This window comes from Massilia sp. P2_C2 (genome assembly GCF_056404615.1).
In genome coordinates, this window is sequence record NZ_JBFUDR010000327.1 from 1 (window position 1) to 6395 (window position 6395).

The following is a 6395-nucleotide window of genomic DNA, read 5'->3' on the forward strand; positions in this document are numbered from 1 at the left end:
ATCTCATCGTACGTGAACGCATCGCCCAGTACCGTGACCAGGTACGGCGCCGTCTCGCCGACGAGCTGACCGAAGAAGAATTCCTGCCGCTGCGCCTGCAGAACGGCCTGTACATGCAGCGCCATGCCTACATGCTGCGCATCGCTGTGCCCTACGGCCTGCTGTCGACCGCGCAGATGCGCATGTTCGCGCACATTGCCCGCAAGTACGACCGCGGCTATGGCCACTTCACGACCCGCCAGAACATCCAGTTCAACTGGATCGAGCTGGAACAGACCCCGGACATCCTGAGCGACCTCGCCTCCGTCGAGATGCACGCGATCCAGACGTCGGGCAATTGCATTCGCAACACCACGACGGACCAATTCGCTGGCGTCGCCGCCGACGAGATCGTCGATCCGCGCCCGTACGCCGAGCTCATCCGTCAATGGAGCACGTTCCACCCGGAATTCATCGCCCTGCCCCGTAAATTCAAGATCGCGATCAACGGCGCCGTGGAAGACCGCGCCGCGATCGCCGTCCACGACATCGGCCTGACGGCCGTGCGCAACGAAGCGGGCGAAGTCGGCTTCAAGTTCATGGTTGGCGGCGGCCTGGGACGTACCCCGATCATCGGCAGCGTGATCAATGAATTCGTGCCCTGGCAGCACCTGCTGACGTACACGGAAGCGATCATGCGCGTGTACAACCAGTTCGGCCGCCGCGACAACAAGTACAAGGCCCGCATCAAGATTCTCGTGAAAGCCGTGGGCGCCGAGGAATTCGCGCGCCTGGTCGAGGCCGAATTCGCCGACCTGAAGGATGGCCCGGAAACGCTGACCCGCGAGGAGCTGGACCGCGTGGCGCAATGGTTCGATCCGAAGCCCTACCTCACCCTGCCGAACATCGATGTCCGTGCCCAGCACGCCGCCGACAAGGCGTTCGCGAACTGGCTGCAACGCAACGTCAAGGCGCACAAGGTGCCGGGCTATGCATCCGTCGTGCTGTCGCTCAAGAAGACCGGCGTGCCGCCGGGCGACGCGACCGCCGAGCAGATGGACTTCGTGGCCGACCTGGCCGACAAGTACAGCTTCAACGAACTGCGCGTGACGCACGAGCAGAACCTCGTGCTGGCCGACGTCGAGCAATCGAAGCTGTTCGAGATCTGGCAGCAGGCGAAGGCACGCGGCCTCGCGACGCCGAACATCGGCCTGCTGACCGACATGATTTCGTGCCCGGGCGGCGACTACTGCTCGCTGGCGAACGCGAAGTCGATCCCGATCGCAGCCGCCATCGCCGAGCGTTTCGACAACCTGGACTTCCAGCACGACATCGGCGACATCGAACTGAACATCTCCGGCTGCATCAATGCCTGCGGCCACCACCACGTGGGCCACATCGGCGTGCTGGGCGTGGACAAGGACGGCGCCGAGTGGTACCAGGTGTCGATCGGCGGCGCCCAGGGCAATGAGTCGGCCATCGGCAAGATCATCGGCCCGTCGTTCTCGGCACCGCAGATGCCGGAAGTCGTCGGCCGCCTGCTCGAGGTCTACGTGAAGAACCGCGTCGAAGGCGAACGCTTCGTCGACGTGGCGCAGCGCCTCGGTGTCGCGCCGTTCAAGGAACATGTTTATGCCACGCCGATCCCGGCCGGCGCCAAGGTTGGGGAAGACGAATATGCCTAATTTCGAATTGCACTCGCACAAGCAGATCATCAAGCAACGCGAAGTCGTGGATGACGACTGGAGCGTCCTGAAACTCGTGGAAGACGGCACGCCGGAGACCGCGGAAGTCCCGGTCGGCAAGATCATCGTCCCGGTCAAGGTATGGCTGGCGCAGCGCGAGCAGCTGCTCGCCCGCGCCGCGCGCGGCGAACTGGGCGTTTGGTTCGCTTCCGACGAGCTGGCGCACGCGGTCAAGGACGACCTCGGCCAGTTCGCCGTTGTCGCCGTCGACTTCCCGAAGTTCTCCGACGGCCGCGGCTATTCGATCGCCTACAACCTGCGCAAGCGCCTCGGCTACCAGGGCGAGCTGCGCGCGATCGGCGACGTGCTGCGCGACCAGCTGTTCCAGATGGCTCGCTGCGGCTTCAACGCCTATGCGACGCGCCAGGACCGCAACATCCATGACGCACTGAAGGGCCTGACGGTCTTCTCGGAGACCTACCAGGCATCCGTCGACAACCCGCTGCCGCTGTTCCGCCGCCACCCGCGCGGCGCGCTGCCGGAACTCAGCGACGTCGGCGCCGGTATCTGAACCCTGACAGGAAACCCCATGAGCGACCTGAACGCGCGGGTGCAAGAAACCCGCGGCATCCTGGAGCGTATTGCGCGCGATTTCTCGCCCGCCGTGTTCGCTTCCAGCCTGGCGGCCGAGGACATGGTCCTGACCGACCTGATCCTCAAGGCCGGCCTGCCGATCACCATCTTCTCGCTGGAGACCGGCCGCCTGCACAAGGAAACGCTGGCCATGATCGACAAGGTCAAGGCCCATTACGGCTACGACATCCAGGTCATGCGGCCGAAGCAGGAACTGGTCGACGAGTACGTGTCGAAGAACGGCCTGAACGCGTTCTACGACAGCGTCGAGATGCGCAAGAGTTGCTGCTACGTGCGCAAGGTCGAGCCGCTCGGCCGCGCCCTCGCCGGCAACAAGGCATGGATCACGGGCCAGCGCCGCTCGCAATCGGCGACGCGCACCGAGCTGGCCGTGCAGGAAGACGATGCCGCGCACGGCATGGTCAAGTTCAATCCGCTGGCCGACTGGAGCGAGGAAGACGTATGGGAATACATCCGCAGCAACAGCGTCCCCTATAACGAATTGCATGACCGCGGCTATCCATCGATCGGCTGCGAACCGTGCACCCGCGCCATCCAGCCCGGCGAAGACGTACGCGCCGGCCGCTGGTGGTGGGAAAACGCCGACTCGAAGGAATGTGGCCTGCACCTCGTGGACGGCAAGCTTATCCGCATCAAATCCGTAGCCCCGGCTTAATGACGTACTCGTTACAACAATACTTCGACAGGCACAGCTCAATGACGACTCTTTCCGATACCCCGCGCACGCTCACCGATGTGAACGCGCGCCACCTGGACGCACTCGAATCCGAAGCCATCCACATCATGCGCGAGGTCGCGGCGGAATGCTCGAACCCCGCCCTGCTGTTCTCGGGCGGCAAGGACTCCGTGGTGCTGCTGCGCCTGGCCGAGAAGGCTTTCCGCCCCGGCAAATTCCCGTTCCCCCTCGTGCACATCGACACGGGCCACAACTTCGATGAAGTCATCACCTTCCGCGACGCCCGCGTCGCCGAACTGGGCGAGCGCCTGATCGTCGGCTCCGTCGAGGACTCGATCAAGAAAGGCACCGTCCGCCTGCGCAACCCCCAGACGGATTCGCGCAACGCGGCCCAGGCCGTGACCTTGCTGGAAACCATTGCCGAGCACGGCTTCGATGCCTGCATCGGCGGCGCCCGCCGCGACGAAGAAAAAGCCCGCGCGAAAGAGCGCATCTTCTCGTTCCGCGACGAATTCGGCCAGTGGGATCCGAAGGCCCAGCGTCCGGAACTGTGGGACCTGTATAACACCCGCGTGCACGCCGGTGAGAACATGCGTGTGTTCCCGATCTCGAACTGGACCGAGCTCGACGTCTGGCAATACATCGCCCGCGAAAAGCTGGCCCTGCCGCCGATCTATTTCGCGCACGAGCGCCAGGTGATCCCGCGTAACGGCCTGCTCGTGCCGCTGACGCCGCTGACCCCGGCCCGCGACGGCGAGGAAATCGAGACCCGCGTCGTGCGCTTCCGCACCGTGGGCGACATCTCGTGCACCTGCCCGGTGGCATCCGATGCGGCGACCGTCGACGACATCATCGCCGAAACGGCCATCACCCAGGTGACCGAGCGCGGTGCGACCCGCATGGATGACCAGACCTCCGAAGCTTCGATGGAAAAGCGCAAGAAACAAGGATATTTCTGATGAATGCCATGACCGACAAACTGAACCATAACGACGACCAGAGCGGCCAGGCCGGTCTGCTGCGCTTCATCACCGCCGGCTCCGTCGACGACGGCAAGAGCACGCTGATCGGCCGCCTGCTGTTCGACAGCAAGGGCATCTTCGCCGACCAGCTGGCCGCCGTGTCGCGCTCCAAGCACAAGCGCACCGTGGGCGACACGATCGACCTGTCGCTGCTGACGGACGGCCTGGAAGCGGAACGCGAGCAAGGCATTACCATCGACGTCGCGTACCGCTATTTCGCGACGCCGAAGCGCAAGTTCATCATCGCCGACACGCCGGGCCACGAGCAGTACACCCGCAACATGGTGACGGGCGCGTCGACCGCGGACGCCGTCATCATCCTCGTCGACGTGTCGAAAGTGAAACTGGGCGATGACGGCTCGGTGGAACTGCTGGTGCAGACGAAGCGCCACTCCACGATCGCCAGGCTGCTGCAGATCGAGCACGTGATCGTCGCCGTCAACAAGATGGACCTCGTGAACTACGACCGCACCGTGTACGACCGCATCGTCGCCGAGTACACCAGGTTCGCGGACACGCTGGGCCTGAAGGACATCACCGCGATCCCGCTGTCGGCACTGGCCGGCGACAACGTCGTCGAACAGGGCGACAACATGCCGTGGTACGAAGGCCCCACGTTGATCGAGCTGCTGGAAGGCCTGTCGGTCTACGACGAGACCCACGCTGCGCCGTTCCGCTTCCCCGTGCAGCTGGTCGCGCGCCACAATGGCCATGAAGCCAACGACTTCCGCGGCTACATGGGACGCGTGGAATCTGGCAAGGTGGCCGTGGGCGAGAACATCGTCGTGCAGCCGTCCGGCCAGACCGCGACCGTCAAGGAGATCCTGACGTTCGACGGCCCGCTGCAGCAGGCCGTGGCCGGCCAGTCGATCACGCTGACGTTGAACGAGTACGTGGACATCTCGCGCGGCGACGTGCTGGCCTCGAGCGAACAGCCGGCCGCCCTGCTCAAGCAGGTGAAAGCCGACGTGTGCTGGATGGCCGACGAGCCCCTGGACGTGCGCCGCAAGTACTGGATCAAGCACGGCACCCGCCAGACGATGGCCAAGGTCAAGGCGATCGATTCCGTCCTCGACGTCAACACGCAGACGCGCCGCACTGTGGACAACCCGGCCGAAGGCCTGAAGCTGAACGACATCGCCCGGATCGAACTGGCCGTGCAGCAGCCGCTGGCCGCCGACGCCTACGATGCGATCCGCGCAACGGGTGCCTTCATTCTGATCGATGAAGTTACCCATCAGACGGTCGCAGCAGGTATGATCCGTATTTAACCGCTGGGGCCTCGATAAACCTACTGCGCGTCGGATTTTCGAGGCCCTGATGCGCTGCAAAAGGTCTTATTAAAACCGCAAAAGACAAGGGATGGTATGGCTGGGCTGGGAAAAGTTTATCTGGTTGGAGCCGGTCCCGGCGCTGCTGATCTCATTACCGTTCGCGGGGCGCGCCTGCTCGGGGAGGCGGAGGTCGTGCTGTACGACGCCCTCGTCACCCCCGAAATGCTCGCCCTGTGTCCGCAGGCAGAGCTGATTGCCGTCGGCAAGCGCTCCGGCCAGCGATCGACGGCGCAAACCGTCATCAACGACAAACTCGTCGAATGCGCGCGGCGCTACCAGCGCGTCGTGCGCCTGAAGGGCGGCGATCCGATGCTGTTCGGCCGCGCCGACGAGGAATTGCGCGCGCTCGAGGCAGCCGGCGTCGCAGTCGAAGTGGTCCCCGGCATCACGACCGCGGTCGCCGCCGCGGCCGCCACCCTGCAGCCGCTGACCAAGCGCGGCGTGGCGCGCAGCGTCGCCTTCTTCACGTCCAGCACGGCGCCGGACCAGCCCGAACATCCTGCGCTGCCCGAAACCGACACGCTCGTCCAGTACATGGGCGGCCGCGAAGCCGCCGGCACGGCCGAACGCCTGCTGGCCGAAGGCCGCCGCTCGGACTTGCCCGTCGTCGTCGTGGAAAACTGCAGCCGCCCCGACCAGCACGTGCGCCGCCTCACGCTGGCCGATCTCGCCCATGGCCTGGACGTGGCCCATGGCCCGGTACTCGTCATGATCGGCGAGGCGATGGCGCATCGGCCGCAGCAGACCCTCTGAGGTAGGGTGGGCACCCCTGTGCCCACGCGAACGTCAACGCGGCGCGAACGTCACGCGTGGGCACGTGGTGCCCACCCTTGTATCTTGAACGAGTTGATGATTAGCTACCATCAACTGAGGTGAAGACCAGCTTGTGCCCACCCTGAAGGCATTGACCTTGTGGTAGTAGATTAAGCCCTTCACCTCTCCCACCCCATTGCTGAACACTGGACGGTATCCGAGGGCTTTGACCCTGCATGAACAAGGCGAGTGTGGAGTGGTTAGGGAAAATCAAGAACACAAGGAAGAGCGA

At 64.4% G+C, this 6395-nt stretch carries 6 protein-coding genes; all 6 read left to right on the top strand.

Annotated features, from left to right (window positions below):
• A partial coding sequence (locus AC1DYX_RS26035) for a nitrite/sulfite reductase (RefSeq protein ID WP_477264271.1) occupies nucleotides 1–1664 on the top strand: 1664 nt, incomplete at its 5' end.
• Entirely contained in the window at nucleotides 1657–2235 is a 579-nt protein-coding gene (locus AC1DYX_RS26040) for a DUF934 domain-containing protein (protein WP_477264273.1), read from the top strand. The genes AC1DYX_RS26035 and AC1DYX_RS26040, both read left to right, overlap by 8 nt.
• Before the next feature lie 18 nt (nucleotides 2236–2253).
• The gene (locus AC1DYX_RS26045) at nucleotides 2254–2973 is read left to right on the top strand and encodes a phosphoadenylyl-sulfate reductase (protein WP_477264275.1); all 720 of its coding nucleotides are present in this window, start codon (nucleotides 2254–2256) and stop codon (nucleotides 2971–2973) included.
• A gap of 41 nt (nucleotides 2974–3014) precedes the next feature.
• Nucleotides 3015–3953 carry a sulfate adenylyltransferase subunit CysD gene (gene cysD / locus AC1DYX_RS26050; protein WP_477264276.1) on the top strand — a complete coding sequence of 313 codons (939 nt, stop codon included), beginning with the start codon at nucleotides 3015–3017 and terminating at the stop codon, nucleotides 3951–3953.
• Entirely contained in the window at nucleotides 3953–5287 is a 1335-nt protein-coding gene (locus AC1DYX_RS26055) for a sulfate adenylyltransferase subunit 1 (protein WP_477264278.1), read from the top strand. The genes cysD and AC1DYX_RS26055 overlap by 1 nt, the downstream gene beginning before the upstream one ends.
• A gap of 96 nt (nucleotides 5288–5383) precedes the next feature.
• Nucleotides 5384–6103, top strand: coding sequence for a uroporphyrinogen-III C-methyltransferase (gene cobA, locus AC1DYX_RS26060; protein WP_477264280.1), 720 nt, complete (start codon nucleotides 5384–5386; stop codon nucleotides 6101–6103).
• The last annotated feature ends 292 nt before the right edge of the window (nucleotides 6104–6395 follow it).